Source organism: Domibacillus iocasae (genome assembly GCF_001750285.1).
In the GTDB taxonomy this organism is placed as follows: Bacteria; Bacillota; Bacilli; order Bacillales; family Domibacillaceae; genus Domibacillus; species Domibacillus iocasae.
Genome location: NZ_MAMP01000012.1, coordinates 379,532 through 402,511, shown reverse-complemented (window position 1 = coordinate 402,511; position 22,980 = coordinate 379,532). Strand labels below are relative to the sequence as shown.

Genomic DNA, 22,980 nt, shown 5'->3' with positions numbered 1-22,980 from the left:
ATACCTTCCAATATGAATGAGGAAGGTTATTTGGTATGAACATTTTTAGTATAGCTTTTTGTTTACAGTATTTTTATTGAAAAATCTTGACACCCTATTAGCTGGTTTAGTTCAATAAGGATTTAAAAAAAGGAGCTCTTATGAGGTCCTTTTTGCTTTATTCAAAAATCAACATTATCGTTTAACAAAGCCAAATTTTAAACTAAAACCCCATCTCATAAAAGAGAAGGGGTATGCCCGTATTTAACTCCCATCATTTGAATCTCATAAAGTTCCAGCCGTTCTTCGGCGAACGAATATTCAACACCAAACGTTTGGACAACCTCAGTAATAGCCAACTGCTTATGGAAGGGCAAGTCGAGTTTTTGGAGCATAAAAGTAGGAATGCAAAAATGAAGAGCAAAAGTATTTGCCTGCCACTCTTGCAGCTGAACGAAAGGAAAGGGCAGCTCTGTTTGATTGCCGGTGTGGCGCAGCAAGTGACAAACTTCATGAGCGAACTCCTGCCATTGTTCAGTTCTCGATACATTTTCATTTAGCAGAATCATCATAATACCGCCGATCTCTGCACACTTGCTTTTGTTATGACTATATCCCACCTCTATATTGAGTCTCCTGGCAATCAGCTCTATATCTAGCTGCTCAGGAGAAGTAATCGAAATGTTTGTGTATAAATTCTCAATAAAGTCTTCCAGATGGGATTTCACATATGTCATAAGGGATGCCTCTTTTCCAATTTACATTTATGGGAATGTATGTTCTTTTGAGTATATAACAAAACATACCAAAAAGAAAAGAAAAAAGTAGATAATTGTCAATAAAAGAAAAAACCTGTCTCAAAAAGGAACAGGTAGGAGAAGGATAGAAATTTTTTATTTATCGTTCGCAAGCCCAGCCATCTTTGAAATATTTTCGCTTTGAATTCGTAATAGGATTTATCACTTTTTCAAAAACATATGTTCTTTTCGGGGTAGATAAAACCCTGTCTTAAGAAAGATAGGGGAGGAAGAAAAGTAAATTAAAGTTACACCTTAAATAACTTATCTTCTTCAGAGAGCCTTAAAATTATATCTGTTTCTTTTATGAAAGAATAATCCCCAATTTTTTCATTTAAAACAGCGAAGATAAACTGACTGTCGTTTTCATTAATAAATTCAACAATCTTGCGAAGATTGTGTTCATCAACCGTTTCAATGACATCGTGGATAAAAAATTTCGGATAGTCTAATCCTAGCTCATTAATAAAAGATACGTAGGCAATATCTAAAAGTAAAGTAATGGTTTTTCGGTGACCTGTACCGATACCATCGTCAACATTAGAAAGTTTTAACGGGAAAGGGTTTCCTCTCGACAAATATAAACGCTGGCCAAAAATCTCATAACTGTATTGCGTTAAGTATTCATTAAATTTAGATAAGTTGTCCAGTGAATCAGCATCAGTACTGATATCTGTATATCGTGCTTTTTTTAGGCGTAGCTCTTCTGTAAGTTCTTCATAAATTTCCTGAACTTTGGTTAGTTCACCGAGTTGTTCACTTTGTTCGATTAATTCTTTATGAGTGCGTTCAAACTCACTAAAATTTTCTTCACTAATTAGACTGATGATATCTTTATTTTCCTGTAAGATACTGTCTCTGAGCTTAACCATTTTATCTACGTCCGTACTAATTTTTTGTAGCCGCTCTTGATAATAACTTATTTTGTTTTCTTTGATACGGTTATTAAAATCAACTAACTCATCAAATTGTTTTGGGACGCTTCCAAGCGAGTGCTTAACATCATTATAGAAATCTAACAGCAATGACTCATCAATACTTTCGGTATCTTTAGTTTCTTTTGATAAGATTTTTTCTATTTTTGAGATTTTAAAAAGGGCTCCTTCAATGGAGTCATTAAGATTATTGATCCGATTTTTTATCTGTGGAATACTTTCCAAGTTTTCTTTGTATTTACGCATATTAATGATAGAATTAAATTTTTTTTCAAGAGATAAAACCGTATTTCTTACTATTCTTGCCCGCTCTTTTATATCATCAATATTTGAGAATTTATGAAGTTTAACAATTTTAAGTAAATCTTTCTCTAATTGACCAATTTCTTGATCAAGCACTAATTTTTCGGCGCTTGCTTCTATAGAGGACAATTTAAACAGAAAATCATAAATATTTTTATACTCTGCATTGGTTGTAGTACTATGCAGATATTTCAAGAAAGTATTTGCATCTTCTTTTTGTTTGATCCGAACAAATTTTCCGATTAACTGTCTAAAAGAAGGTGGCTTTTCAATAGAAAAGAAAATTTCATTCAATTTATCTATGTAAGCTGGGAGAGTATAAGCTTTATTGTTAATATATCGTTTTCCTTTTTCATACAACTCCACTTTAAGAATGTATACTAAATCGTTCTTGGCAACTTCTAGTTCTGCACATACTTTTTTCTCATTGATGTAATTTTTTAAGTTGCTAGTTTCACTACCAGTATCATTATCGGTCCAAATATACTTTTTATCCTTAGCTCCAAGACAAATATCGATCAGCTTTAAAAAAGTCGTTTTTCCTACATTATTACCTTTGCCGTCTTCGGTATCATCAACAACGATATTTAAGCTGCTCTTAAAAGGTATATTCCTAATTTCTTTGGTTTCACCGACACTCTCAAAAATCCTTAATCTATTTAGGTACATAGACAAGATCACCTCCTTCTATTTTTACCTTATTAATTAAAAATAGAAAATTTAAAGCAAGGTTATATTTAAACAATGGTTGTTTTTCATCGATTTCCTCGTAGAGCTCTTCAATGAGTGCTAGCTTAACTTGCCCATGTTTCTTTAAAGTAGCAAGTAATTGAGCTGATAAATATAGAATTGTGTCTTTTGGTTTGGAATCTTTATCTATCAACATACAATCACCTTTCTACGAAGTAACCTTTGGTATTGGGTCGAGCAACTTACATTTTACGAGGGCATAGTACATAATCGAGTGAATAGCGGTTTCTGCATCCTCATGAATAATATTAGCTGAGTTACGATCTGCTATTAAAATGGCATACAAGCAATTATATACTAATTCACACAAGTCGTCTTTATCATTCCATTTTTCATATCTTTTCATTCTTCCGTAATGTTTTTTGATTGACGAAAGTATACGTGTTCGTTGTGGTATTTCAGCCAATATTAAATCAACATCATCATAGTAATGATCACATTCCAGGAAAATATCCTTATAAAAGATAATTTCATTATAATTCATTTTTTCATCAATCCCAGTAGTAAACTCTGTGCTGTAACTTTCCAAATCATCTTCGATTTCTGCGAATTTCATACAGAAATCATATAAATAAGAACGATTTAAGCCTTTGGGTTGACTATAGTGGTAATGTGTTTCAAAAGTATTTCCATCTCCGGAATTGTTTAAATTGTGATTCCCTTGGTTTTCGATACTGCCCTTACCTTTGACCATAAGTATTCACGTCCTTAACTTAACGTTTAAACGTTGAATTGCTACCTGTGTTATTAATATTGTTATTACCGCCAGTAGATTGGATATTGCCATCGCCTTTAATTTGTTTTAGAGATTTTATTTCATTACTTAATTTAAGATTCCAAATTATTGAGGCAATTGTTCCTATTGAGGCAGCAATACTTAAGATTAATGATGTAGTTTCCATTATTTTTCCTTCTTTCAAATTTTAAATTTGTATATATAAAACAACTACCTAAAAAGCAGGAAAATACTTACTACACAATTTTATTTTTATAAAACTCCACTTTAAATAAAATCAAATTATTTAGACAATTACTTCTATTATCCTGCAATAACACCTAGAATACTAGTAACTTCGATCGACAAAATCCGACAAAAAATGTCATATCATTTATTTTTTTCTAAATATATAATCGGATTAGGTATCGTTCTTTGTAGTATATAAAAAGTATTAAGAATGCTACTATTTAAAGGCGAAATTTCCTTGAAAAGGAAGGAGACCGTTTTATGAGTTCAGAAATAGGGGTAGCTAAAGATAACCAAAGTAAATTTGAATTAAATCCACCAGCTTTGTTTCGATATTTAGAAAAAAAGAATAGTGAGTTTGTCGGAACAGTTAAAATGATTGCAAGCAGAGCTGAGCAACATTTAAGTATGATTCCTAATATTTTTCCTGGGTACACTCTACATGATATTAATCATTCTATAAGAATTATTGATTATATGTACAAGCTAATAGATGATGTTGAAAAGTTAACGGATTTAGAGATAACTGTACTGATTTGTTCTGCTTTACTTCATGACACAGGAATGTATTGTTCAACAGATGAGATTCAAGAGATTAAGAAAAATAACTATTCCTATTCAGAAATAAACTTTGAAGCGTTATTACAAAGGCACCAGGGAGATGAAGATGCAGCATTACAGCATTTCATTCGCGAAAACCATGCAAGGCGTTCTGCAGTACTAGTAAAGAGCTTATTTAATGACCAATTATTTATACCGTCACAATCTACCACTAACTTTGTTGAAAGTGTTGCTTTAATTTGCGAAAGTCATAATGAAAGTGTGGAGTGGGTTACAAGAAACTTACCTAAGTATGAGGAAAAAGGAAGATATTCTTTTAATCCTCAATATTGTGCTTTATTACTGAGACTAGGTGACATTCTAGATTTTGACAGCCAAAGAACTCCAGCTGAGCTATATAGAATTATTAGTCCTAAAGGTTTTAGTAAAGAAGAGTGGGAAAAACATTTTATTATTGATAATAGAGATAAAATTAAATTCAATGATGAAAGAACCCAAAAGAAAATATATTTAATGGGTAGCTGTGCGGATGTCGGTATACATAGAAAAGTGCTTGATTATATTCATTGGATAAATAAAGAAATTAACAGTGCTAATATAATTACTGATACATTTGACAACAAATACCGATTAAACTTAAAGTATCCTGTGGAAAATAATATAAGATCAAACGGTTTTAGTTTCTCTGACCTTCAGCTTAATATTGAATATTCAGCTGTTTCGAAATTATTAATAGGTGAGAATCTATATAATAATAAAAAACATGGCCTTAGAGAATTAATACAAAATTCCATAGATGCATGTAATATGCGAAAAAGTTTAGATGATACTACAAGAAAATTTGGTGAGGATGAATATAAACCAGTAATAAAAATTATTATGGACGAAGATGAAAATATGGTGACCGTTGAGGACAATGGGGTAGGAATGTCCATAGATACTATTCGAAATTATTTTTTAAGAATTGGTAAGTCCTACTATTCTTCAGACGACTATTTACTTAAGGGATTAAATTACACTCCGATCGGGAATTTTGGTATAGGTTTTTTAGCTTGCTTTATGCTGTCCGACAATGTAGAAGTAGAGACAAGGTATTTTAAAAATAAAGAAAAGTATAAAATTCTTTTAACCAAAGATAGTGAATTCGTTTGTTTAGATGAAAACGAAAATGTGAGCTTTAATGGTACAAAAATATCTTTAGATTATAAATCGTTTATGGAAATATTTAATAACAGCTTTAGTGAACTTTGTAATTTCATCAAAGAGTACTTTGTTACCAATAATACTAGGCTAGAAATAATTGATAGGAAAAGGGAGCAAAGAGAAACTATTGAAAATGTATTTCTTAAAAGTTCAGAAAACAACCATTTAAATATTTCTGATTACTTACAGCATACAGAGGGTTTTATTGAGGTTGAAAATAATTCGCTGGTTATACAGGATGACATGAATTCCTTGTTTGGGGATAAATGTATGTATTTTGATGGAGAGAATATCTATCAAATTAATACAGCTGAAATAGATATGGATAAAATTTATAATCCTGTGTTGAATAAAATTTCTTATCTTGAAGTTTCACTTTTAACTGATGAATACTTAGAACAAATAGCAAAAGAAAATAGACTAAAACTTCTTAAGCCTTTCGATGATTCTACAAAAAAAATAATAATACTTTTAGGCATTGATGTATCAAAAGAACTTAAAATGACAAGTTATTTCACAGATGGACACAAGATTCTTTCTCTTGCTGAAGAGGTGTTGGATAGAAACCTTTCTGATGCAGGATTAATTTTCAATGACATACCACCATTATTGAAAAAGCAAATTTTAGAATTAGATATTGAAGAAATTTATAAGAAAATAGTAGTAAGAAAAGGAGAAATTAGATTACATGCAGATTGCAAGGCAAGAAAACTCCTGCTTATTGATGAATTTAGTAGTCGTAACCATCTATTTCATGAGGTGCCAGAAATAGAGGATCGAGCAGAAACGCTTTATTTGAGAAACGTTCTAGTCGATAACTGGGCTTTAGAAACACATAAAAAATCAAGTAATATTCATATAGGCGAAATAAAAGTTAATGTAATAAATAAAATAATTGAACCAACATTAACTAGAAGTGATCTAAGAAAGGAATCCAAAAAAATTCTGAGTGACGCTTTAGCAATGTTGCCTTTAATTAATTTTATGCAAAATAATGATTTGTCTAAGGTAGAGGAAAATTTAATTAAGAGTTTTATTCAATCAGAGTATCCAAACGGTCAATTTCTACTACTAGAAAGTATAAAGGAGAAGTATTTATAATAAATTGGTTAGAATAAAAATAAGTAAGATGAACTGAGTTTGAAAGTAATTAAAAAATCAACCTGTCAGCTGACAGGTTGATTTTTTAAAAAAAGTTTATCTGATCAAATAGTACAAAGATATCCTAAAACTACTTTCAATATAAATAAACATACACCGCAGCGTGTTATTTTTTATTTAACCCTCGTTTTTTGATGATCTCTCAAATCTGACGCATTTCCTCCAACTGATGGGGTGCTTCTTTTTTTATCTATCTAATGAGAAAGAAGGCTGTTCAGGTTGTGTAGGAGGGATAGGCGCTTCTACTGGTTGATCCTCAACAACCTCTTTATTTGATTGGTTTTCAATTGTATCCTTGTTCGGCTCATTGTTATCTGGCTCAGCAGCTTCTTTATTGGTTTTCTCCGCTTTACCGTGATCAGTCGCTTCATCCTGGGAAGAAACAGGAACTTCTTCACTTTCCGATGAATTGGACTGTTTAAACCACTCGGATACATACCCTTCCTGATTTTCGTCAGTCTCGACTTTTTCTTCCGGTTCCTTTTTACTTACTTTTTCAGTTTGACTGGCGGCCGGTTCTTTCTCTTCCTTGGGTGCTGCTGTTTTCTCTTCCGTAGTCACTTGTTGTTCTTCTTCGGCAGGAGCATGATTATTTATCAAAAATTGATTCAGAAGTAGTACTAAGCAAGTAATGGCTGCCAGAAGCAATACGGAAAGGTAGATGGTTTCCTTCCTTTGTTTTCTCACAATTATTCACATCCCACATTTCAGTACTTGCGTGAAACCAAAATAAATACACGCCGTAGCGTGTTATTTTTTATTTAATCCTCGTTTTTTGATGATCTCCCAGAATTCTTGTAATTCTTCAAGCTGTTCCTCGGGTGAATCGGCCATTTCTTTAAAGAAAAGATTGAGCCTTGGATTGTTGAAAAATTCCATCATTTCTTTCTTGTCATCGATTTCATTTTTAGAGGCATCCGTTCTGCCAAGAAGGTAATCCAGTGAAACTTCATAAATCTCGGCTAGTTTTACCATGGTATCCGGATCGGGCGTTCGAGAACCAGATTCGTAACCAGAAAGAGTATTGGGTTTTACGCCAATTTTTGCAGCGATATCTTTTTGTGCGTACCCAAGTTTTTCTCTGAGTAATTTTAAATTTTTACCGAGTATCTCGCTCATAACTACCCTCCTACACACATCTTCAAAAACATTTTAACAGTAATTCTCGATTCGAGAATAAAAAATCTCGAAATGTGATTTTTTTCATTGACAATCTCAAATTGAGAAGTTATTATTGAGTTATAAATCGCGATACGCGAACAATGTCAAAGGAGGTGGAGAAAATAAATAATTTAAAGCTGGGAAAACGTGTCCGTGAAATACGGATTAGCAAAGGTATAAAAATTAGCCATGTTGCTAAAAAGCTGGGTTACAAATCTTCTTCAATGATTAGTGAATTCGAGCGTGGAAAGAAAGGTTTGGATGCAGAAAAAATACCATTGCTCGCAGAAATTTTAGGTGTTTCTATTGAAGAACTTTTTTTTAATTATAAAAATCGCGATTCGCGATGTGAAAAAGAGGTCAGTTAAAGAAAGGTGGTGATCAAGAATAGAGGCGCTTCAGGCCTCACCTTCCACAAACGGCGAAATTTGCTGTCAAAACATTGTTCCCATTTGAGAATTTAATGTTCTTAATAGAAAACAAAGGGAGCTTTGTCGACGACTTTCAGAAATAACGACATATCACGATAAGGTGGTGATTTAAATGCCAGTCGCTAAACCAAAAGCAAAACGCAAGAAACAAGCTAAAACACCCAGCCAGGAATTCAGCAATGTTAAGAGCGCAAAGCTGGATCGTCTTATTTCAGAGCGTAAGAAACGAAAGATGAAGCAATCGGATGTAGCTGCCAAACTTAACGTTTCAATCGCAATGATCTCACATATTGAAAACGGGAGAGTGAAACCGAGTGCTGACATCTCTCTTGGACTTGAAATGCTTTTTGATTTACCTTATGAAATCTTATTTCCTGATTACTGAAATGAAAAATAGAGGACGGTGAAAAAATGATTCAATTCGATGAAGCGGTTCTAAACACAATTGCTGATAAATTATCAGACAGAATTTCGGAACAGATTACTTCAACCGTCCTAAAACGGTTGGAAGCAAAACTGGATAGCCGAGGCCAGCTGCCTCCAATGCTAACAAAAAAACAGCTAAGAGAAGTGCTGCAGATCGGTGAAACCAAAGCAACTGAATTAATGCACCGAGCAGATTTTCCGGTTTTTCGGGAAGCAGGAATACTTATCCCGACTCACCAGCTGTTTGAGTGGATAGACAACAATACTCGCTGGGTCAAAGAAAATAGTAAGTTTTTCAAAGATGCTATGTAACTATATTTTACCATGCCTCATACAAAAGATTGGTAAATGAAGGGGGAAAAGTCAGTGGTAAAAGGTAATATTGGCCGCGCACTAAAAGAAGCGCGTGGCACACAGACACAGTTGCAGCTATCAATCGAAGAAAATGTTTCAAGGGAAACGATCTCTGCTTACGAAAACGGCAGGGCAAAACTGCCGCCCGACATATCAAGGAGCATCGTTGGAAAGAAAGATGATCCTTGGCTCGCAATGGCTGTCCGTCACGAATATACGCGAACAGGACCTGTACGGCTAGAAGGAAAGAAAGTGGATCTGCACAGGTCCAGCACAAAAGAGAAGCTGCTTGAAGAATTGGAGGAAGCAAAAAGCTTTTTAGAAAAATGCTGTATGTCCAATCATTTATCTTTTATCCCATCCTTTGACCGGCAGGATTTAGAAGAGACACTTGTACAGCTGGTTGATGTCATAACAGGAATTGAACATTTTCTAGCAGTGGTTTGTGAAGAGGCAGAAATCAGCTATCTCGGTATTTGGCAAAAGCATTACAACAAGCTGATAGCACGGGGCTATGTGAACCAGGAACAGATCATTGAAGGGCAAGCATGAAGAAAAAGGACAAGCCAAGGAAGCGACGCAAGCCATACCAAGTGATAGTAAAGCAACTTAACCAGCAAGGAATAAAAGCGAAAGTGGTGAAGAAGCGTCATGTACTGGGTGTTTGATGCAGCACAAACAATTCTGTTAACAATCATGGGAATCAGTATTTGGTCAATGGCCTGGGTGACACGGCCTGTGTGGGATCGATATAAAAAAGACCAAAAAAATAACGCCCGCTGATAAAAATATCGGAGCGAACGTTACTTATGTATGGATACATCATATCACGTTGTTAATCGATATGCACTAAGTATTTGTCGATATATGTCGAAAAATTTTCTTCTAATCTCATTTCGATGCCTATAGGAGAACATTAACTATCAGAAAGAAGGTAAAAAAATGGATCATCCACTTATCCAGAAAATTGAACGGACGGGCTTTCCAGAGCATTTTCAAGAGCGTGAATCTGACTATCCGGTGGAAGACATTTTCGGAGACGAGATTATGAGCAACGACATCTATTTCATTATGAAAGATGGCTCAGTTGTATTGGAACAAAATCTTGCTGAATATGCGGTTCAGCACCTGGACGCATTAGAAAAGCAGGCTGAAGCATGAAAAAGACTCCTATCGCGAGTAGGAGTCGACTGTTTTAAAAAATATTTCTTATGAATAGTGTACTGCACAATCAAAACTGAATCAAGGGAGTGAAGAATTTGGCAAAGAACATGAACGCCATTTCAACGACTGATTTATCACAGCACGACTGGCTTATGGAGAGACGTAACGGTATTGGAGGCAGTGATTGTGCGGCCATTGCCGGCGTTAACAAGTATAGCTCACCGATGAAAGTATATCTGGAAAAAACGAATCAAATTGAATCAGAAGAAATCTTTACTGTGAATGAACAAGGCGGATTTGAGGAAGGAAGTGAAGCAGCGTACTTCGGCGCACTGAATGAGGATCTGGTCGCCCAGGAGTTTGCCCGTCGTACAGGCTTGAAGGTGCGGCGTCGGAACGCGATCTTAAAGCATCCAGAATACGACTTCATTTATGCAAATGTGGACCGGCTGATTGCCGGTAAAAAAGAAGGGCTTGAATGCAAAACAGCATCCGAATTTCTGAAAGGTGAGTGGGAAGGCGATGAGATCCCAGCGTCTTACTTACTCCAATGCCAGCATTATATGGCTGTGACCGGATATGAAGCGTGGTGGATTGCAGTACTGGTTGGCGGAAACAAGTTCATCCATAAGCGAATCGAGCGTGATGAAGAGCTGATCGACTATCTCATTAACATCGAAAAAGAGTTTTGGGAAAATCACGTCTTAGCGAATAATCCACCGCCGTTCGATGGATCCGTTGCATCCAGTGACTTATTAAAAGCCATGTACCCGCAGCATGCGCCGGACAGCACGATTGAATTAACGTCCGACCTGCAGGTGTACATCGATTCCTATAAAGCGCTGGAAGCGGAAAAGAAAGAACTCGAGCTGAAAATGACCGAATGCCAGAACGTCCTCAAAGGGGCCATGCAGGAAAACGAAACAGCCTTTCTCGGTGAACAAAAGATCACGTGGAAAGCGCAGGTAGCGAACCGAATTGATTCAACACGGCTCAAAAAAGAGCAGCCGGACATTTACGAAGCGTACGTCAAGCAAAGCACATCCCGTCCTTTCAAAATTAAATAACTGGGGGTTTTACCGTGGCAACAAATAACACGATCAAAAACGAGCTGGCAAAGAAACAGCAGAACGCGCCAGCGAAACAGGTCTCACCAGAACAGTCATTGAACGGCTTATTAAAACGAATGGGGCCCGAGATTCAACGGGCTCTTCCGAAACACATGGATGCCGACCGTATGGCACGCATTGCTTTAACGGCTGTACGGACCACGCCAAAGCTTCTGGAATGCGATCAAATGTCCTTTCTTGCGGCGATCATGCAGTCCGCTCAGCTGGGTGTTGAGCCAAATACAGGACTTGGTCAGGCGTACTTAATTCCCTATGGCAAGCAGGTACAGTTCCAGCTTTCTTATAAAGGCTTAATCGATTTAGCCGTACGAAGCGGACAATACAAGGCAATTTACGCCCACGAAGTTTATGGAAATGACGAATTAACATTTGAATACGGTCTGTACAAGGATTTAAAACATGTACCAGCCAGTATTCCAGAAGGTGAACCCATTGGCTACTATGCGGTTTATCACTTGCAGAATGGCGGCTTTGATTTCGTCTACTGGACCCGGGAACGCATCGATCAGCATGCCAATAAATTCAGCCAGGCGGTGCAAAAAGGCTGGACAAGCCCTTGGAAAACGAATTATGACGCGATGGCCAAGAAAACAGTATTGAAGGAAGTTTTAAAATACGCTCCAAAATCGATTGAGTTTCAGAAGACCGTTGAAGCTGATTCAACAATCAAGAAAGAAATTGCATCAGATATGAGTGAAGTAATTGATGTGCAGCATGAATTAATTGATCTGCCGGAGAAAACGCCGCCAGCAGAACCGGAACCAAAGAAAGAAACGAAAAAGCCATCGGCTAAAGATATTGATTTTGAAACGATTGATATTGCTGAAGATGATCTTCCATTCGGCAAGCAGTAATGGAATTCGAAATGGATATCCCGTCATTTATCCGGCAAATGTCCAAAAGCAACGATGAGTACATCAGATGGGTGAGGAGCTACTTTAAAAGCTCTCACCCACATCTGGAGCTCGTAAAAATAAAGAAGAAAGCTGTAATGAAAAAGAGAGAACGAGAGGAGGGGTGAGCAGGTGGCGGATGTCCAGCTGGAGCACGGATACACCAAGATTGCCAACGAGATTCTGGATGTGATTCAGCATTTTCAATTTACGCAAAATCAATATAAGCTGCTGATGGCCTTGTGGCGGAACACATACGGATGGAACCGAAAAGAATGCGAGTTTTCTCTTTCGTACATCGAGTCTGTCACACATCTGGAGCGTAAACGAGTAAGTGAAGCGTTAAAAACACTTATTCAGAATAAAGTGATTCTGGAGATGAATCCAGGGTCTACTACAAAAACAAAAATTGTTTCTTTTAATAAAAACTATGAAGAGTGGACCGTCAAAAATTATAAAGGTAGTGGCGTTTTGCCTACTAGTGGTCAAGATGACACTAGTGGCGAAATGCCCCCTAGTAGTAGTGGCGAAATGCCCCCTAGTAGTAGTGGCGAAATGCCCCCTAGTAGTAGTGGCGAAATACCCCCTAGTGCTAGTGGGCAATCCGCCACCCATAAAAGAAAGATTAAAAACAATATTAAATACAATACTGCTGCTAATAACGCGCACGAAGAACCAACTGGCGGGGTGCCTACAACCGAAAATGCTCAGCTGTCCACTGGAAGTGTGGGGCAAATACCAGGCAACTCTTCAAACGCTTATATGCAGATACGTGATCGATATATGACTCTGGCCAACATAGGTGGATTTGATGTTAACACGAAAGATCGGAATTACATTTTGGAGCTAATTGCTCATGATATTGATGTTAACAAAACGCTTGAATGGCTTGAACAAATATTCGCGGAATATCACCCTAAACATTCTAGGGACAAGATTAATAGCTTTGGTTACTGCCTGCCGATTTTATTAGACCGGCACATTGAAAATCAAGAAAAGGAGCGGAACCCACATGGCGAAACCGGAACAACCCCGATTCACCAGTATCGCGGACGTAATGGCGGATCTGCAAGCAAAGGCAAATCAAAAGAGCAGCTCTTCCGAGACATCGAAGCCGCTCGAAATGCCTGGGGCGGATGATGCGCAATATGAATGCCCGATCTGTAAAGACACAGAATTGATTTTTCGTAAAAGACCGGTGATGCAAAATGGAAAAGAGGTTCTGCAGGATTTCGCCACTTTTTGCGAATGCAAGGATCAGAAGGCATGGAAGCGCCGCTTTAAGCAGTCGATGATCCCAGACGAGTTCCAGAAAGCGAATTTTGAAAACTATGCCACAAACGCGAGATATCAGCTGGACATGAAAAAGATGGCGCTTGATTATGTGAATTTATTCCGTATCGGTACCGACAATGAAGGCCGTAAGAAAAAGATCATTCCATCGTATAATTTCGGTCTTATTGCTTCAGTGGGTGAACAGCGGTTAAAAGAATTACCGGCTGCTGATCGGGCTGGAATCAAGAACCAACATAACAATTTTGGTATTGGCAAAACACACCTGCAAATTGCGATTTCAAAGCTGTTACTGAAAGAAGGCTTCCGGGTGCTGGTTGTCTCAGATGCAGTTTTCATTAACGAGCTGATGCAGGCAAAACGGGCAGGCGACGAGGGTGAACAGCTGAACCGGGTTCTCGGGCCGGCACTCGATGCAGATGTGCTGATCTGGGATGACATCGGTAAATCAAGCTGGACGGAAGCGCGGGAAACGATGTATTACCAAATCATTAATGAACGGTACCGCAAGCAGATGCCGATTATTTTTAACAGCAACGAAGACCGAGGCACATTGGCAGACAAGATCGGGTATGCAGCCGCCAGCCGGCTAATCGGGCAGTGCAGTGATGAAAAATATAAATTCCTGATGGATGCAGAAGGTCAGGACTGGAGGCTGAGAAAGCATGGCTAATCAAGATGCAATCATTTTACAAAGCAGCAGTGTACGCCAAGTAACATATCAGGGATCAGGCATGTACATGTTTCAGCCGAAGCCAGGGCATAAGCCATTAAGCGAAATAGAGCAGCAGGCAAAAGACGCGGCTTTTAAAAAGCACTTGGAAGAAGCAGAGGCTCGGCTTGAAGCGGAAGAAAAAACAGGCGGTGATGCGGCATGAACCGTTCAGAAGTTTTGAAGTGTTGAAAACTCACTATAAAAAAACTGGTACAGTCTTGAGTACGACAGTAGCTAGTTACTCAACAGTTCGTCTAAAAGCAAAAACACGAGTGAAAGACAACTCTTCACTCGTGCTTGTAAATTACCTTTTGATTCAGAAAATCAAAGGCTCTCCACTCGTAAACTTTTCAAAGCTTTTTGCAGAGAGGAATAGACGGGGATATCTGAAGTGTTGACATTGACGCCTAAGTTAATCATGGTTTGGGCAATCTCGGGTCTGATCCCTGTCAGTAATGCTTTAATCCCTAAAAGAGAAAGACCGTTTATAACTTTGAATATTCGATCTGCTACCATGGTATCGATGATGGGAACGCCTGATAAGTCTATAACGATATATTCTAAAGACAATTCACTGCTTTTTGCCATGGCTTTATCCATTAGTTCCTGTGCTCTTTTCGTGTCAATGTCTCCTATTAAAGGAAGAACGCCGACAGTCTCAGCTACTTTAATGACAGGTATTGATAATTCCAGAGCGACTGCTTCTGCAGCATTGATACGGGTAAGGAATTTTCTTGTATAAGACATGCTAAGCCAGTGAACAGCCCGGTCCACCACGGCACCAAACCGTGAAAGGATCTCATAAAATTGATCAAAGGATAAATCGTATTTAATGGCTTCATCTTTAATGATAAGACCGATTAGGTTCCGATAATCCCGCACTTCATCAAGCGCAATATCCAGGGGCAGATTCAGATTCACCAGAGTATCGACAGCTTCGTCTCCCCATTCCCTCAAAATACTGAATGTGGCGTCCATATCTCTTGAAATAGAATAAGCGTAAATTTCAACAAGATTTTTACGCCAGCTTTTTAAATGCTTTTCAATGTTTGCATGGACTTGATTGCTGTCCAGATTAGCTTTTTCCTTAATCAACTGGTCCCGCAGACTCAATATTTTGTTCGAGATGTCAACAACATACTGATCGTTTAAATATACACTCAAATAGAACTGCCTCCTAACCGTTTCTAAATAATTTTACCACAATAAAAAAAATTAATACTCAACATTAGAACGAAATTGTGAACGAGGAAAGAATTTGCCAATATTGACTTTTCCATGTGCCAAGTGCAAAGAACCTATGGGATTTTATTACGCTGATTATGATTTAAGAGATGCTGTAGATAACAAAAAATCCACTTATTTCTATGAAGAATTGGAATGTGAGAATTGAGCAGCAGATGACCGAAACTGTGCAATTAAAAAACTCCTCTGAAATTTCAAAGGAGTTAGTATAAAAAACTTTTAATTTATTAGTTTGTCGATAACAGATGCAGCTTCATCTGCATCATGGTAGTAGCTGATTTCATGTGGCAGTTGAGAAAATATAATTTGTATTATACCAATGTTTTTCAAACTAACTATAGCTACAGGATGGTTGTTATTTTTGAAAGTATAAATGATTTCAGTACTCCTATGATGCTGCATAAACTCTAACAACATCTTTATACTCTCAAAGGACATTTCATTTTCCTCCTTTCTCACCAGAGGAAAGGGACTAAAAAAAGTCGAAAGAAATCCAATGAATGTATTTAGTAGTAAATGTACCACAATCATGAGACTGCTAAACAGTACGTCCATATCACGTCATAAAGGAGTGCTTGAGATGCTGGAATATGGGTATGAACTGCTCGTTGATGTTTACGAAACAGACGATTTAAAAAGGGTGCTTGCCTGTTATCCGGTTCACTGGTTTGAACATTTCGACTTAATAGAGCTGGAGACCAAAATCGAAAATATAGAAACCGTATCAGATCAAGTCATTGAAGAGGACATTTTTGATAAGCAAGAAGAACCAGCGTTTTTTGAACAAATGAAACCATTTTAAAAGGGGTGAGCCTGAAGGATAAAAGAAGTTGTGTTTTCGGTGGAAAACAGCCAAGCAATTGGTACTTGGCTGAATAAATCTGGTGCTGTGTCATTTTAGGAGATGTCTTCAAGAGGTTCAGTCTGAAGTAGCATTTCTATGGCAGAAGCTGCTTTTTCAATTGAATCAAATTCGATTAATTCATTATTGGAGAGAATCCTTACCTGTATTGTTTCTGTACCATTTTTGCATTGTGCCTTTAAATAAGGGTGTTTGTCCTTATCGAATGAATAGGTAATACGAATATTATTGTAGCAACAAAGAGCTTCAAGTTTGTCTTTGATGGTGTCAAAATCCATTGTGATGTCACTCCTAGATGTAAGTATTCTTTAGCTTAATAATGGAATATGAAGACGAAATAAAAGCGCTATAAGCGCTTTAATAAAATTGTTTACCTTTTCGTTCGGGATTTTGATTATTATTTTGCGGTGAATCGTATTCCGATTTCGAAAACAATGTGGGCTTTCTTGATACGAACACTAATGAACCAATAAAGCTGACCATTAAAAGAAATGATATGATCCATCCGAAAAGTTCAATTGGTAGCATCTTTAGAAAACCTCCTTATTTTTGAAATCTTTGAATTGATATTTTACCCGGTTTTAATAAAAACAAACATTTTTTGTTAGATTATGTAACGAAAAAAAATGTAATTAAAGGGATGGCAGCCATGTTGGAAGGAGAGTGGGCTCTGTCGCAGTAGGTGATGATATTGTAATCGGCTATATCACAACAATTACCCTCTACGGGGGTCAAGTGGAAATAAAGAGAGTGGCCAGTGTCAAAGATGGTGAACTGAAATGGCTGGTGCCAACTCGTGCGCTGTTTGAATCATACCGTCTGCAACCAGCAGATAATTTGCTTAATGAGTATCAGGACAAAACAGTGCTTATTGATCTGGCGCTTCTTACGAAGAATAAGGAATGTTTTGAAGAACTGACGGGAGGAAAACAAAAATGGCATACCATGGAGCAGTAATTGAGCAGCAGTGGACGCCAGAAGAAGTAAAAGCCTATTGCGCAGAAAAGTTTGAATCAAAATTGCCTGCTTATTTACGAAACATGAAGAAGCAGGAGCGGCCAAAGCGCACAGTTAATTCGAACGGAAATTTGAGTAAAGCACAATACATGCGGTTTATGGAAAAAGGATTAAGTGATGAACACATTTTAGCGAAGTATCAGGATTTAACGCCGGAACGCTTGGAAATGGCGAAGAAGCAGTGGGGATTCAATTAACACCCAGAAGCAAATGCTCCCGAGCGATCAACCTGCAACAACAGGGGTGTAATTACAGCTTGATGAACCAAGTCTATACTACTTATTACCAATAAGCAAAAAAACATAAGAATATGGACTTCTTGAAAAACAAAAAACAGCCAGGCGGGGGCTCTGACTGCAGAAAGGCTGTCGAGTTGAAGAAGTAGGGTTTTAAACTGACAGTACTAGTATGTACCACTTGATAAAAAAATTATTCACAAAAGCCCAGAAAGATTGATCACAAGTTTCAATTATCTATATTGTAGTTGAAATTCAAGAATTAGCTTATCCAATTCTTCGCTGTATCGTAAGGTTTCAGGGCTACTAAGGCCATGTTGCTGCCCAGCAATAATCATCTGAAATCGAAGATCGTTAATTTGTGAATCTAGACTAGTAGAAATTAATTGGCTTTGCTCCATGTGATCCTCCCTAGCCTGTAAAGGGTTTTAAAAGAGTATAAAACATAAATATGTAAAAATTAAGGGTTTTACCTCGTAATTTGTAATTATTTTCTGAAATTGTAAATTTTCTGTGACAAAAGAAAAAAACCGAGAACATGTCCCCGGCCTGTTTCAATATTACTCGCAATTCTATTTTAACAGACTGGGGGCTCCTCGACTATGAGAGAATACGAGATTGATATATCCACAATGAAGCTAGAATTGGATATAATGGAAATACCAAGTACATGTGTTTTGGTGGTCTGTGACGGGAAGGTCAAGATCAGAGAGCTGCCTCCGCATGGGGAATACAAGATTGTCACGCATCAGGGCAAGGTGAAGCGGATGAGACGGGAAGAGGGGGAAGATTTTTGACAGATGCTTTTATAAACATTAAAGAATATATACCTATTATTGTGGCCGTTATTTCTGCAATGCTGGCTTTTTCTTTAGGAAAACTAAGCGAGAGAGGAAAAAAGTTTTCTTTAATGGTTGAAGACAGTATGGATAGCCTTATTGCAAAGATGTATAAAGAAGCGTTACTAATTACAAATGTAAATAAGTATAACGTTAAAAAGGTTAAGAAGTTTATTTTATTCTATTCAAATAATGATGAGATTTACAAACTGTACGATGATAAACTGATTAGTAACTTTCATGAATTATCCATAAAAATAAGAGAAGGGAGTATCTCTAATAAAGAACTGATAGATGAATTCTTTTATTTGACAAAACAAGTTGAAAAACATTATTGGGAAAAACTGATGGTGAGTTCCAAAGATTTGAATTGGTGGATAAAGAAAAAAACAATTAATCGATGGATTAGCCTTCCTGGAAATATACTTTTTTTATTGAAAGAAGTTTTTGAATATATTTGTATAATATTAGCGCTCATCGCGCTAGTAGCTCTTGCAGACGTAATAGTAGATAAGGACAATGAAATTTTTTCTTCCACATTTAGAATAATTATTTTTTATTTGACCACCATAGTTGCTTTGATTTATTGCGCCCTATATTTTTTCGATTCTACAGTAGGAGGAAAAGGGGACATAAAAAGAAAGCATTTAATCAAAAAGAAACAATAGAATAGTTCTCTCAGCCATCTGAAGGACACTGAACAGACACGAAAAATCGTGCGCTGTTTGGTGTCCTTTTTTATTTGCTTAATAAAAAGAAATGGGGAATAAACATGCGGACACTCATTTACGAATACAAACAATCATTACGAGCGCTGAAGGAAGTGAAGGCAGCCATCGAAGCCAAACCGGAATTGTTGGAACAGGACCTCCAGGATAAGACGCTCATTAACAGCATGATCAGCGAAGTGGAATTTGCTATTCAGTGGATGGTGTCCGGCCGGAATCCGGATGCAAGACGCGGGGCTGATCGGACAGGGGCTTATACGTTGGATCCGAAACTGATTGAAGCTGTTGTTCCGAATCGAATTGTGGCCAGCGAAGAAAGAAAGCTGACAGCTGATGAGAAATGGTTGCTGGATGATGTGCTTGGGGATTTAACAACGAGGGAAAAAGATGTATTTACATTGATTAAAGCGGAAGGAATCACATTCGAGTATACGGCAGAATTATTAGGGCTTACTAAGTCATCTGTCCAGACGTACTTAGAACGAGCAGAGCAGAAAATTGAAGTTAGAAAAAACGGCAGCCTTTTTTTAGTTTCATAAAAAAACATTTCGTTTGTACGGATTTAAAAAAGGGTATTTACAACTATAGGTCAAATTAGGTATTATTGTATGATGAAGTATAAGATTTCCAATAGGTGGATAAAAAATGAAATTTTTCCTTACTCTTTTCAGAGCCGTACTAATTGGCGCAAACCTTTTTTTGATTAATTTTCAGCCTAGTACAGAACTTGAAACAAAAATATTTTTTGCTTCAAGGCTAGTCTTTTTTCTTATGCTCATCATTGATTATTCAAATGTAGCATATTATAATCTAGGGTTGGAAAGAATAATCGGATGCATGGGTATTGTTTTATCTGTGCTATTTGCTTGTGTAGATGCTGCAGGCTTTTTTAACTTTCTAATACTTGAAAACGGAAAAGATGGATACATGTTATCCGGAAATACAAATAACTTTTTAACAAGTATGATTGAACCTTTTAGTGCGAAAAATTATGTGTTTTATAGTTTTGTGGCTATAATTGTACTATTAGGTATAGAAATATTTAATTACGGAGTAAGAAGTGCCCCTAAAATTTGGAGCGAATCCAAGGAAAAGACTGCTTAAAAAAGAAAGGGTGAACTAAATGCTAACTAATCATGATTTTAAAATTCTATTCGTTGCGTTTACTATCTCCATTTTTCTGGGTCTTTTATTAAGGATTTTTTATTACTCCAAAACCAAGTTTCTTTTTAGACGCTTATTAAATGTAGTGATTTTACAAATTGTTTTTCCAATCCATGCTTACAGCGAAATAATCAAACATAGATCCGAATACATTCATAGCATTAATCGTGGTGCTAAAATTTCAAAAAACCAAAAAGAGAAATTAAAAAAAGAGATTAATTCAAACAGGCGTGTAGCATTACGGATTATTTGGAATTCAATTAGAAGATTTAAGCAAAATTTAGACTCACACATAGAACTGTTAAATAAATTACGGGAAAAAACTGGCGAAGAAATAGTGATAAAGTTAGAATTTGAATTCAAGAAGGACGGTACTTTACCAAAGGCTGAATATAAAGAACATATTATTGACTTGTATGCTTAAAACAATAATAAGAATTTTTTGTCGTACAGATGACGTATATATGAGAAAGACAAATCAATAGCATTAAAAAAGCACTACCTCTTTAAGGTAGTGCTTTTTATTTACTGATTGAAGAACCATTCGAAAGATAAACTAGACCAGCTCAGACTATTAGCTGGTCTTGCAGGGCGTGCTTGCTTAGCTCCTTTAGCAGGCTTAGCTGATTTAGCGCCTTTTGCCGGTTTGGCTGATTTAGCGGGTTTAGCAGGACCTGAGCCAGATGCATTAACGGTAAAAAACACACATTTTCCACTATTATCTCTAACCCAACCATTATTATAACGACCAAGATGTTTGCCTGAAAAAGAAAAGATGGAATCCTGATCAAAATATCCAACTGGTTTTCCAGAGAACAGATAAATATAAGTTTCATCTTGAGTATAAGCGACGGGTTTGCCTCGGTTATTATAAAAAGTTGTTTCTTCCAAAATTTTCACCCCCCTTTTCTTACAATATTCGCTAATTAAAGAGGTTTTTCCTCTATGAATGTAGAAATGTTAGGAAAAAGGGGGTGGAAATATGGGTATATCCGAAATGAATGGTCCTGTTCTAAGAGAAATTCTTGAAGAGCTAAAAAAGTTAAATGCTAAAGTTGATCAATTAGCCGATAATCAAAACAGGAAAGATACGAAAGATAGACTGGAAAAGACAGTGGATGATTTGAAAAAGAAATTGTAAGCAAGGCACCCGTTGTGATGCTTTTTTCTTTGCTAAAAAACAAAACCCCTGCCAGTTGGCGGGGTTAAATTATTTTCTTCATTCCACACTTACGGCACTCGCGTAAAAAAATAGCATTTTTAATCGAGCTCTTAAATTGAGCGTTATCGCAATTATCGCAACGGCCGCTTTTGATGTCCGGGTATTCTAAAATGTTGTATGTCACATTTAAATCAATTTTCTGTTCAGTTTCCATTTTGTCACCTCGCCTGGGTAATCATATCACTAAAACGAATATGATGAACGCAGGAAATTATCTCCTTTTGTCGAAATGTAAGGCAAAAGGAGGTGGGGGAATGGCTAAATACAGTGTGCTTTTTACGTTTGATAAAGAAAATTATAAAAGGCTTGAAATTGAAGGTGAAAACGAGGGAGAGATTCTGAAAATGCTAACTACTTCAGAATGGTATACCAGCGAAGACCATCAGGCGGTGAACATGGGGAATGTTACATCAATTCATTTTACAAAACCCGCTAAAATAAGCAATAGATCCCCTTGGTAAAGAAACTTGGTAATGAGTACCTCAAATTATGAGGTGCTTTTTTCTTTGCTCAAAAACAATCACGGAGGTGGTGGTGATGTGACGTGGCCAGACAGAGAGATCCGAAACGGGATGAAGCTTTCGAAATATGGAAGCAGCATAATAGAGAAATAACAAATCGTGCTCTTGCTGAACAATTAGGCGTTCCAGAAAAAACGATCAGCGGATGGAAGTCCAAAGATAAATGGAACGATAAATTGAATGGAGTACTCCATAAAAAAATACGGAGTACTCCAAATGAAAAGGGAACCAAAAAAGCGCATGCTCCAAATAGAAAAGAGCCTGATGCTGAAGAAGCGGAAATCGCTGAATTGACTGATAAACAAGAGCTTTTCTGCATGCACTACCTAAAAAGCTTCAATGCAACGATGGCTGCAATTAAAGCAGGATATGCAAAAGAATCGGCTCATGTTGAAGGGAGTCGCTTGCTAAGAAATGCTAAGGTTGCGGAGTATATTCGTGAGCTAAAAGCAGGACTGCAGGAAGAGCTTTTTATTAACGCCAGAGACGTGATCGATTATTACGTTAAAATCGCTTTTGCAGACATTACTGATTATGTTACGTTCCAGAGAAAAGACATTCATACAGGCAAATACGATACGCTTCTTAACGAAGACGGCGAAGTGAAAGAAATGGTACCGCGCGTTGAATCCTACAATGAAATGTTCTTCAAAAACAGCGATGAAATTGACGGAACGATTGTCAGCGAAATCCGGCAGGGCCGCGACGGTGTTGTGGTGAAGCTGGCTGACAGAATGAAGGCGCTGGATATGCTGACGAAATACTTTGATCTTCTTTCTGAGAAGGAGCAAAAGCAGCTGCAGCAGGAGAAACTAAAAATTGAGATTGAAAAATCAAAAGTGGAGATCAAAAAGCTATCAGATGATAAATCAGATCGTCCAATTCAAATCATGATTAAGCGAAAAGGTGATCCATCATGAGTGAAT

General features: G+C 37.0%; 36 protein-coding genes. 22 read left to right on the top strand and 14 right to left on the bottom strand.

Features of this window, described 5'->3' with window-relative positions:
- Positions 1 to 215: 215 nt before the first annotated feature.
- The 5 genes from BA724_RS06545 to BA724_RS06525 form a co-directional block, all read right to left on the bottom strand.
- Entirely contained in the window at positions 216 to 716 is a 501-nt protein-coding gene (locus BA724_RS06545; protein ID WP_069937847.1) for an ImmA/IrrE family metallo-endopeptidase, read from the bottom strand.
- A 308-nt stretch (positions 717 to 1,024) separates the two neighbouring features.
- Complete coding sequence (locus tag BA724_RS06540; RefSeq protein WP_141719884.1) at positions 1,025 to 2,689, bottom strand: hypothetical protein; 1,665 nt, start codon at positions 2,687 to 2,689, stop codon at positions 1,025 to 1,027.
- A complete protein-coding gene (locus BA724_RS06535; protein WP_069937845.1) occupies positions 2,670 to 2,900 on the bottom strand; it encodes an ABC-three component system middle component 6 in 231 nt (76 codons plus the stop codon). Before BA724_RS06535 ends, BA724_RS06540 begins: the two co-directional genes overlap by 20 nt.
- Positions 2,901 to 2,912: 12 nt before the next feature.
- Positions 2,913 to 3,458, bottom strand: a complete 546-nt coding sequence (locus tag BA724_RS06530) for a hypothetical protein (RefSeq protein ID WP_069937844.1) — start codon at positions 3,456 to 3,458, stop codon at positions 2,913 to 2,915.
- A 19-nt stretch (positions 3,459 to 3,477) separates the two neighbouring features.
- A complete protein-coding gene (locus tag BA724_RS06525; protein WP_069937843.1) occupies positions 3,478 to 3,666 on the bottom strand; it encodes a hypothetical protein in 189 nt (62 codons plus the stop codon).
- A gap of 323 nt (positions 3,667 to 3,989) precedes the next feature.
- On the opposite strand from BA724_RS06525, the gene BA724_RS06520 reads away from it, so the two are divergent.
- Positions 3,990 to 6,593, top strand: coding sequence for an HD domain-containing protein (locus BA724_RS06520; RefSeq protein WP_069937842.1), 2,604 nt, complete (start codon positions 3,990 to 3,992; stop codon positions 6,591 to 6,593).
- A 246-nt stretch (positions 6,594 to 6,839) separates the two neighbouring features.
- Here the strand turns inward: BA724_RS06520 and BA724_RS06515 are convergent, their stop codons facing one another.
- Both BA724_RS06515 and BA724_RS06510 read right to left on the bottom strand, forming a co-directional pair.
- On the bottom strand, positions 6,840 to 7,340 hold the full coding sequence (locus BA724_RS06515; RefSeq protein ID WP_069937841.1) for a hypothetical protein: 501 nt from the start codon (positions 7,338 to 7,340) through the stop codon (positions 6,840 to 6,842).
- A 63-nt stretch (positions 7,341 to 7,403) separates the two neighbouring features.
- Entirely contained in the window at positions 7,404 to 7,772 is a 369-nt protein-coding gene (locus BA724_RS06510; protein ID WP_069937840.1) for a helix-turn-helix domain-containing protein, read from the bottom strand.
- Between the two features lie 143 nt (positions 7,773 to 7,915).
- Between BA724_RS06510 and BA724_RS06505 the strand changes: the two genes are divergently transcribed.
- The 10 genes from BA724_RS06505 (at position 7,916) to BA724_RS06460 (ending at position 14,383) form a co-directional block, all read left to right on the top strand.
- On the top strand, positions 7,916 to 8,182 hold the full coding sequence (locus BA724_RS06505) for a helix-turn-helix domain-containing protein (RefSeq protein ID WP_069937839.1): 267 nt from the start codon (positions 7,916 to 7,918) through the stop codon (positions 8,180 to 8,182).
- 175 nt (positions 8,183 to 8,357) lie between these two features.
- Positions 8,358 to 8,630, top strand: coding sequence for a helix-turn-helix transcriptional regulator (locus BA724_RS06500; protein WP_069937838.1), 273 nt, complete (start codon positions 8,358 to 8,360; stop codon positions 8,628 to 8,630).
- A gap of 26 nt (positions 8,631 to 8,656) precedes the next feature.
- On the top strand, positions 8,657 to 8,983 hold the full coding sequence (locus tag BA724_RS06495) for a hypothetical protein (protein ID WP_069937837.1): 327 nt from the start codon (positions 8,657 to 8,659) through the stop codon (positions 8,981 to 8,983).
- Between the two features lie 54 nt (positions 8,984 to 9,037).
- Positions 9,038 to 9,577 (top strand): helix-turn-helix domain-containing protein, encoded by a 540-nt coding sequence (locus BA724_RS06490; RefSeq protein ID WP_245676161.1) that lies wholly within the window; start codon positions 9,038 to 9,040, stop codon positions 9,575 to 9,577.
- Positions 9,578 to 9,967: 390 nt separating this feature from the next.
- A complete protein-coding gene (locus tag BA724_RS06485; protein WP_069937835.1) occupies positions 9,968 to 10,186 on the top strand; it encodes a YqaI family protein in 219 nt (72 codons plus the stop codon).
- A gap of 110 nt (positions 10,187 to 10,296) precedes the next feature.
- Positions 10,297 to 11,256 carry a YqaJ viral recombinase family nuclease gene (locus BA724_RS06480; protein ID WP_069937878.1) on the top strand — a complete coding sequence of 320 codons (960 nt, stop codon included), beginning with the start codon at positions 10,297 to 10,299 and terminating at the stop codon, positions 11,254 to 11,256.
- Positions 11,257 to 11,270: 14 nt separating this feature from the next.
- On the top strand, positions 11,271 to 12,173 hold the full coding sequence (locus tag BA724_RS06475) for a recombinase RecT (protein ID WP_083256107.1): 903 nt from the start codon (positions 11,271 to 11,273) through the stop codon (positions 12,171 to 12,173).
- A 171-nt stretch (positions 12,174 to 12,344) separates the two neighbouring features.
- Positions 12,345 to 13,352: a replication protein gene (locus BA724_RS06470; RefSeq protein WP_069937834.1), complete on the top strand. Its 1,008-nt coding sequence runs from the start codon at positions 12,345 to 12,347 to the stop codon at positions 13,350 to 13,352.
- On the top strand, positions 13,336 to 14,178 hold the full coding sequence (locus tag BA724_RS06465) for an ATP-binding protein (protein ID WP_069937833.1): 843 nt from the start codon (positions 13,336 to 13,338) through the stop codon (positions 14,176 to 14,178). The genes BA724_RS06470 and BA724_RS06465 overlap by 17 nt, the downstream gene beginning before the upstream one ends.
- Positions 14,171 to 14,383, top strand: a complete 213-nt coding sequence (locus tag BA724_RS06460) for a hypothetical protein (protein WP_069937832.1) — start codon at positions 14,171 to 14,173, stop codon at positions 14,381 to 14,383. The genes BA724_RS06465 and BA724_RS06460 overlap by 8 nt, the downstream gene beginning before the upstream one ends.
- Positions 14,384 to 14,544: 161 nt before the next feature.
- Here the strand turns inward: BA724_RS06460 and BA724_RS06455 are convergent, their stop codons facing one another.
- Both BA724_RS06455 and BA724_RS06450 read right to left on the bottom strand, forming a co-directional pair.
- A complete protein-coding gene (locus BA724_RS06455; RefSeq protein ID WP_069937831.1) occupies positions 14,545 to 15,384 on the bottom strand; it encodes an STAS domain-containing protein in 840 nt (279 codons plus the stop codon).
- Positions 15,385 to 15,684: 300 nt separating this feature from the next.
- Positions 15,685 to 15,903: a hypothetical protein gene (locus tag BA724_RS06450; RefSeq protein WP_069937830.1), complete on the bottom strand. Its 219-nt coding sequence runs from the start codon at positions 15,901 to 15,903 to the stop codon at positions 15,685 to 15,687.
- Positions 15,904 to 16,045: 142 nt separating this feature from the next.
- Here BA724_RS06450 and BA724_RS06445 point away from each other — a divergent pair, with 142 nt between their 5' ends.
- On the top strand, positions 16,046 to 16,267 hold the full coding sequence (locus BA724_RS06445; RefSeq protein ID WP_069937829.1) for a hypothetical protein: 222 nt from the start codon (positions 16,046 to 16,048) through the stop codon (positions 16,265 to 16,267).
- Between the two features lie 95 nt (positions 16,268 to 16,362).
- Here the strand turns inward: BA724_RS06445 and BA724_RS06440 are convergent, their stop codons facing one another.
- On the bottom strand, positions 16,363 to 16,605 hold the full coding sequence (locus BA724_RS06440) for a hypothetical protein (protein WP_069937828.1): 243 nt from the start codon (positions 16,603 to 16,605) through the stop codon (positions 16,363 to 16,365).
- Between the two features lie 79 nt (positions 16,606 to 16,684).
- Positions 16,685 to 16,855: a hypothetical protein gene (locus BA724_RS18565; RefSeq protein WP_169818517.1), complete on the bottom strand. Its 171-nt coding sequence runs from the start codon at positions 16,853 to 16,855 to the stop codon at positions 16,685 to 16,687.
- A 135-nt stretch (positions 16,856 to 16,990) separates the two neighbouring features.
- Between BA724_RS18565 and BA724_RS06435 the strand changes: the two genes are divergently transcribed.
- Both BA724_RS06435 and BA724_RS06430 read left to right on the top strand, forming a co-directional pair.
- On the top strand, positions 16,991 to 17,284 hold the full coding sequence (locus BA724_RS06435; protein ID WP_069937827.1) for a hypothetical protein: 294 nt from the start codon (positions 16,991 to 16,993) through the stop codon (positions 17,282 to 17,284).
- Complete coding sequence (locus tag BA724_RS06430) at positions 17,263 to 17,541, top strand: hypothetical protein (protein WP_069937826.1); 279 nt, start codon at positions 17,263 to 17,265, stop codon at positions 17,539 to 17,541. Before BA724_RS06435 ends, BA724_RS06430 begins: the two co-directional genes overlap by 22 nt.
- A gap of 272 nt (positions 17,542 to 17,813) precedes the next feature.
- Here the strand turns inward: BA724_RS06430 and BA724_RS17925 are convergent, their stop codons facing one another.
- Positions 17,814 to 17,981, bottom strand: a complete 168-nt coding sequence (locus BA724_RS17925) for an aspartyl-phosphate phosphatase Spo0E family protein (RefSeq protein WP_083256106.1) — start codon at positions 17,979 to 17,981, stop codon at positions 17,814 to 17,816.
- 201 nt (positions 17,982 to 18,182) lie between these two features.
- On the opposite strand from BA724_RS17925, the gene BA724_RS06425 reads away from it, so the two are divergent.
- The 5 genes from BA724_RS06425 (at position 18,183) to BA724_RS06405 (ending at position 20,735) form a co-directional block, all read left to right on the top strand.
- Positions 18,183 to 18,377 (top strand): XtrA/YqaO family protein, encoded by a 195-nt coding sequence (locus BA724_RS06425; RefSeq protein WP_069937825.1) that lies wholly within the window; start codon positions 18,183 to 18,185, stop codon positions 18,375 to 18,377.
- Complete coding sequence (locus BA724_RS06420; protein WP_069937824.1) at positions 18,374 to 19,087, top strand: hypothetical protein; 714 nt, start codon at positions 18,374 to 18,376, stop codon at positions 19,085 to 19,087. The genes BA724_RS06425 and BA724_RS06420 overlap by 4 nt, the downstream gene beginning before the upstream one ends.
- Before the next feature lie 104 nt (positions 19,088 to 19,191).
- On the top strand, positions 19,192 to 19,686 hold the full coding sequence (locus tag BA724_RS06415) for a sigma factor-like helix-turn-helix DNA-binding protein (RefSeq protein WP_069937823.1): 495 nt from the start codon (positions 19,192 to 19,194) through the stop codon (positions 19,684 to 19,686).
- Between the two features lie 106 nt (positions 19,687 to 19,792).
- Positions 19,793 to 20,251 (top strand): hypothetical protein, encoded by a 459-nt coding sequence (locus BA724_RS06410; protein ID WP_069937822.1) that lies wholly within the window; start codon positions 19,793 to 19,795, stop codon positions 20,249 to 20,251.
- A gap of 19 nt (positions 20,252 to 20,270) precedes the next feature.
- Positions 20,271 to 20,735 (top strand): hypothetical protein, encoded by a 465-nt coding sequence (locus BA724_RS06405; protein ID WP_069937821.1) that lies wholly within the window; start codon positions 20,271 to 20,273, stop codon positions 20,733 to 20,735.
- A 101-nt stretch (positions 20,736 to 20,836) separates the two neighbouring features.
- On the opposite strand, the gene BA724_RS18560 is transcribed toward BA724_RS06405, so the two are convergent.
- On the bottom strand, positions 20,837 to 21,202 hold the full coding sequence (locus tag BA724_RS18560; RefSeq protein ID WP_069937820.1) for a 4-fold beta flower protein: 366 nt from the start codon (positions 21,200 to 21,202) through the stop codon (positions 20,837 to 20,839).
- 91 nt (positions 21,203 to 21,293) lie between these two features.
- Between BA724_RS18560 and BA724_RS18555 the strand changes: the two genes are divergently transcribed.
- The gene (locus BA724_RS18555; protein WP_169818516.1) at positions 21,294 to 21,452 is read left to right on the top strand and encodes a hypothetical protein; all 159 of its coding nucleotides are present in this window, start codon (positions 21,294 to 21,296) and stop codon (positions 21,450 to 21,452) included.
- Positions 21,453 to 21,516: 64 nt separating this feature from the next.
- On the opposite strand, the gene BA724_RS19285 is transcribed toward BA724_RS18555, so the two are convergent.
- Positions 21,517 to 21,687, bottom strand: a complete 171-nt coding sequence (locus tag BA724_RS19285; RefSeq protein WP_483782938.1) for a DUF8096 family protein — start codon at positions 21,685 to 21,687, stop codon at positions 21,517 to 21,519.
- Positions 21,688 to 21,787: 100 nt separating this feature from the next.
- Between BA724_RS19285 and BA724_RS06395 the strand changes: the two genes are divergently transcribed.
- Together BA724_RS06395 and BA724_RS06390 are read left to right on the top strand one after the other, a co-directional pair.
- Complete coding sequence (locus BA724_RS06395; RefSeq protein WP_069937819.1) at positions 21,788 to 21,994, top strand: hypothetical protein; 207 nt, start codon at positions 21,788 to 21,790, stop codon at positions 21,992 to 21,994.
- An 83-nt stretch (positions 21,995 to 22,077) separates the two neighbouring features.
- Positions 22,078 to 22,974 carry a terminase small subunit gene (locus tag BA724_RS06390; RefSeq protein WP_069937818.1) on the top strand — a complete coding sequence of 299 codons (897 nt, stop codon included), beginning with the start codon at positions 22,078 to 22,080 and terminating at the stop codon, positions 22,972 to 22,974.
- Positions 22,975 to 22,980: the final 6 nt, after the last annotated feature.

Excerpts from the sequence above, each read along its gene's own strand:
- BA724_RS06545 (WP_069937847.1), bottom strand. The coding sequence starts at position 716 with ATGACATATGTGAAATCCCATCTGGAAGACTTTATTGAGAATTTATAC.
- BA724_RS06535 (WP_069937845.1), bottom strand. The coding sequence starts at position 2,900 with ATGTTGATAGATAAAGATTCCAAACCAAAAGACACAATTCTATATTTA.
- BA724_RS06530 (WP_069937844.1), bottom strand. The coding sequence starts at position 3,458 with ATGGTCAAAGGTAAGGGCAGTATCGAAAACCAAGGGAATCACAATTTA.
- BA724_RS06525 (WP_069937843.1), bottom strand. The coding sequence starts at position 3,666 with ATGGAAACTACATCATTAATCTTAAGTATTGCTGCCTCAATAGGAACA.
- BA724_RS06520 (WP_069937842.1), top strand. The coding sequence starts at position 3,990 with ATGAGTTCAGAAATAGGGGTAGCTAAAGATAACCAAAGTAAATTTGAA.
- BA724_RS06510 (WP_069937840.1), bottom strand. The coding sequence starts at position 7,772 with ATGAGCGAGATACTCGGTAAAAATTTAAAATTACTCAGAGAAAAACTT.
- BA724_RS06505 (WP_069937839.1), top strand. The coding sequence starts at position 7,916 with ATGTCAAAGGAGGTGGAGAAAATAAATAATTTAAAGCTGGGAAAACGT.
- BA724_RS06500 (WP_069937838.1), top strand. The coding sequence starts at position 8,358 with ATGCCAGTCGCTAAACCAAAAGCAAAACGCAAGAAACAAGCTAAAACA.
- BA724_RS06495 (WP_069937837.1), top strand. The coding sequence starts at position 8,657 with ATGATTCAATTCGATGAAGCGGTTCTAAACACAATTGCTGATAAATTA.
- BA724_RS06485 (WP_069937835.1), top strand. The coding sequence starts at position 9,968 with ATGGATCATCCACTTATCCAGAAAATTGAACGGACGGGCTTTCCAGAG.
- BA724_RS06480 (WP_069937878.1), top strand. The coding sequence starts at position 10,297 with ATGAACGCCATTTCAACGACTGATTTATCACAGCACGACTGGCTTATG.
- BA724_RS06465 (WP_069937833.1), top strand. The coding sequence starts at position 13,336 with ATGCCTGGGGCGGATGATGCGCAATATGAATGCCCGATCTGTAAAGAC.
- BA724_RS06460 (WP_069937832.1), top strand. The coding sequence starts at position 14,171 with ATGGCTAATCAAGATGCAATCATTTTACAAAGCAGCAGTGTACGCCAA.
- BA724_RS06450 (WP_069937830.1), bottom strand. The coding sequence starts at position 15,903 with ATGTCCTTTGAGAGTATAAAGATGTTGTTAGAGTTTATGCAGCATCAT.
- BA724_RS06445 (WP_069937829.1), top strand. The coding sequence starts at position 16,046 with ATGCTGGAATATGGGTATGAACTGCTCGTTGATGTTTACGAAACAGAC.
- BA724_RS06440 (WP_069937828.1), bottom strand. The coding sequence starts at position 16,605 with ATGGATTTTGACACCATCAAAGACAAACTTGAAGCTCTTTGTTGCTAC.
- BA724_RS18565 (WP_169818517.1), bottom strand. The coding sequence starts at position 16,855 with ATGCTACCAATTGAACTTTTCGGATGGATCATATCATTTCTTTTAATG.
- BA724_RS06430 (WP_069937826.1), top strand. The coding sequence starts at position 17,263 with ATGGCATACCATGGAGCAGTAATTGAGCAGCAGTGGACGCCAGAAGAA.
- BA724_RS17925 (WP_083256106.1), bottom strand. The coding sequence starts at position 17,981 with ATGGAGCAAAGCCAATTAATTTCTACTAGTCTAGATTCACAAATTAAC.
- BA724_RS06425 (WP_069937825.1), top strand. The coding sequence starts at position 18,183 with ATGAGAGAATACGAGATTGATATATCCACAATGAAGCTAGAATTGGAT.
- BA724_RS06415 (WP_069937823.1), top strand. The coding sequence starts at position 19,192 with ATGCGGACACTCATTTACGAATACAAACAATCATTACGAGCGCTGAAG.
- BA724_RS06410 (WP_069937822.1), top strand. The coding sequence starts at position 19,793 with ATGAAATTTTTCCTTACTCTTTTCAGAGCCGTACTAATTGGCGCAAAC.
- BA724_RS06405 (WP_069937821.1), top strand. The coding sequence starts at position 20,271 with ATGCTAACTAATCATGATTTTAAAATTCTATTCGTTGCGTTTACTATC.
- BA724_RS18555 (WP_169818516.1), top strand. The coding sequence starts at position 21,294 with ATGGGTATATCCGAAATGAATGGTCCTGTTCTAAGAGAAATTCTTGAA.
- BA724_RS19285 (WP_483782938.1), bottom strand. The coding sequence starts at position 21,687 with ATGGAAACTGAACAGAAAATTGATTTAAATGTGACATACAACATTTTA.
- BA724_RS06395 (WP_069937819.1), top strand. The coding sequence starts at position 21,788 with ATGGCTAAATACAGTGTGCTTTTTACGTTTGATAAAGAAAATTATAAA.